General features: G+C 24.3%; 2 protein-coding genes. Both read right to left on the reverse strand.

All coding sequences use genetic code 11. The features are described from left to right. Positions 1-58: 58 nt before the first annotated feature. Positions 59-1,198, reverse strand: coding sequence for a DUF2963 domain-containing protein (locus OYV_RS03730; protein WP_042068356.1), 1,140 nt, complete (start codon positions 1,196-1,198; stop codon positions 59-61). A gap of 31 nt (positions 1,199-1,229) precedes the next feature. After that, positions 1,230-1,640 (reverse strand): hypothetical protein, encoded by a 411-nt coding sequence (locus OYV_RS03735; RefSeq protein WP_081931946.1) that lies wholly within the window; start codon positions 1,638-1,640, stop codon positions 1,230-1,232. Between the last annotated feature and the right edge of the window lie 161 nt (positions 1,641-1,801).

Here is a 1,801-nt window from a genome sequence, read left to right on the forward strand (position 1 = left end):
AGTTCGCTACGCTCGTCTTTGAATATATTTTATACTTATTTTCTTTGCTTATGCATAATTAAAAAGATTTTGTTTCTTTAATAGTTCCGTCTTGGTTGTATTTGGTATGCTTGATGTGCTTACTTGTTTGGGGGTCGTACTCGTTGATGTGCTTGATTTTACCGTCAAAATAGTATTCGGTCCACTTGGTTCTCTTCCCTGTTTGGGGGTCGTACTCGTTGCTTTCATAGATTGTTTTACCGTCATAACCGTATTTGATTTCTTTGATTTTCGTCCCTGTTTGGAGGTCGTACTCGTTGATTTGCTTGATTTTACCGTCATTTTGATAATAAATTTTTTCAATATTTTTAAAACCAGCATCTTTTAATTCTTCCGCAGTATATCCAGAAGCTTTTAATTCTTGCAAACTAAAACCTGCATCTGTTAATTCTTCCGCAGTATATCCAGAAGCTTTTAAATCTTGCAAACTAAAACCTGCATCTGTTAATTCTTCCGCAGTATATCCAGAAGCTTTTAATTCTTCTAAATTAAAAATACGAGATTCTAAGAAAGTTTTTTCTAAATCTTTATTATTAATAAATAATTTCTCAAAATCTTGAACGGTTTTATAAAGTTTGGTTTTAAAAAATTTAACTTTATTATTTTTATCTATTTCTTTAAATTTTTCTTCATTATCATCAAATTCTTCAATAGAACCATCAATATTTTTACGTTTCATCATTTTTGCATTAACAGGATTATATTCCATCCAAACACCATCTGATAAAGTTTTTTTGATTAATTTACCGTGAGAACCATACTCTTCAACATTATTATATCTATCAGTTTTTTTCAACAAAAGACCATTATTTTTATCATATTCAAAAACATTATTATCACTATCAATTTTTTTAACTAATTTATGAGTAAATAAATTATAATATTGTTTTTCTCCATTATCTCTTAAAAACTCATAAGGAGTATCTTTCATATATTCGTTTTCTTTTTTAAGTTTTTTATTTTCATTATATAAATCATTATTTAACTCTCTTGCTTTTGCTTTAATATCTACTTCTTGTAATTTACGTCTTTCTTCGGTTTCTAAATGATATTTATAAGAAATCCCACCTATCCAAAACACAAAAAACAGTAATGTTCCAGTAGTAATTAAAAAAGGAATTATTTTATAATGTTTATTACCTATTCTAAAACTTGACATTTTTAAACCTCTTTTCTATTATCAAAAATAATTAAAGAATTTTTTTAGCATTTTCAAATACCCATAAATATAGGAAATTAATAAAAAATGATAAAATGAAACTCAATATTATTATAACCTTTTTAAACAAAAATAAAAAGAATTTTAAAACAATTGAAATAATATCTAATATTCTTAAAACAATTTTAAACAACAAATCACCTATTTTAATGAAAGAGTTTAAAAGAAAATTATTAATTTCTTTCAAAAAATAAATAACAGAGCCGCCAACAGCAACACTAAAAATCAGTTTTGCTATTTCTTTTATTTTTTCCCACATACTTTCACTAGGGTCCATTAATTTTTGACCAGTAAGACTTGTTATAGAACTTTTAATATAACCTATAATACTACCAAAAACATCAATAAAAATTTTTAATATTTGCATTAAAAAATCAAACAATGAACTAAATAATTTTAAAGGATAAATTAAAGTTGTTAATTGTTCCCACATAAAAATAAATATAGTTTTTATAACATTATAAATATTAATAAAATTAATATTCCAACCAACATTAAAACCAAATAAAAAAGATGATTTAGTAAAAAAAATACTATAAAAAA

The organism is 'Chrysanthemum coronarium' phytoplasma, assembly GCF_000744065.1.
Lineage (GTDB): Bacteria > Bacillota_I > Bacilli_A > Acholeplasmatales > Acholeplasmataceae > Phytoplasma > Phytoplasma asteris.

What these genes read in the sequence shown, in the direction of transcription:
- OYV_RS03730 (WP_042068356.1), bottom strand. Translation starts at nt 1,198, where the DNA reads ATGTCAAGTTTTAGAATAGGTAATAAACATTATAAAATAATTCCTTTT.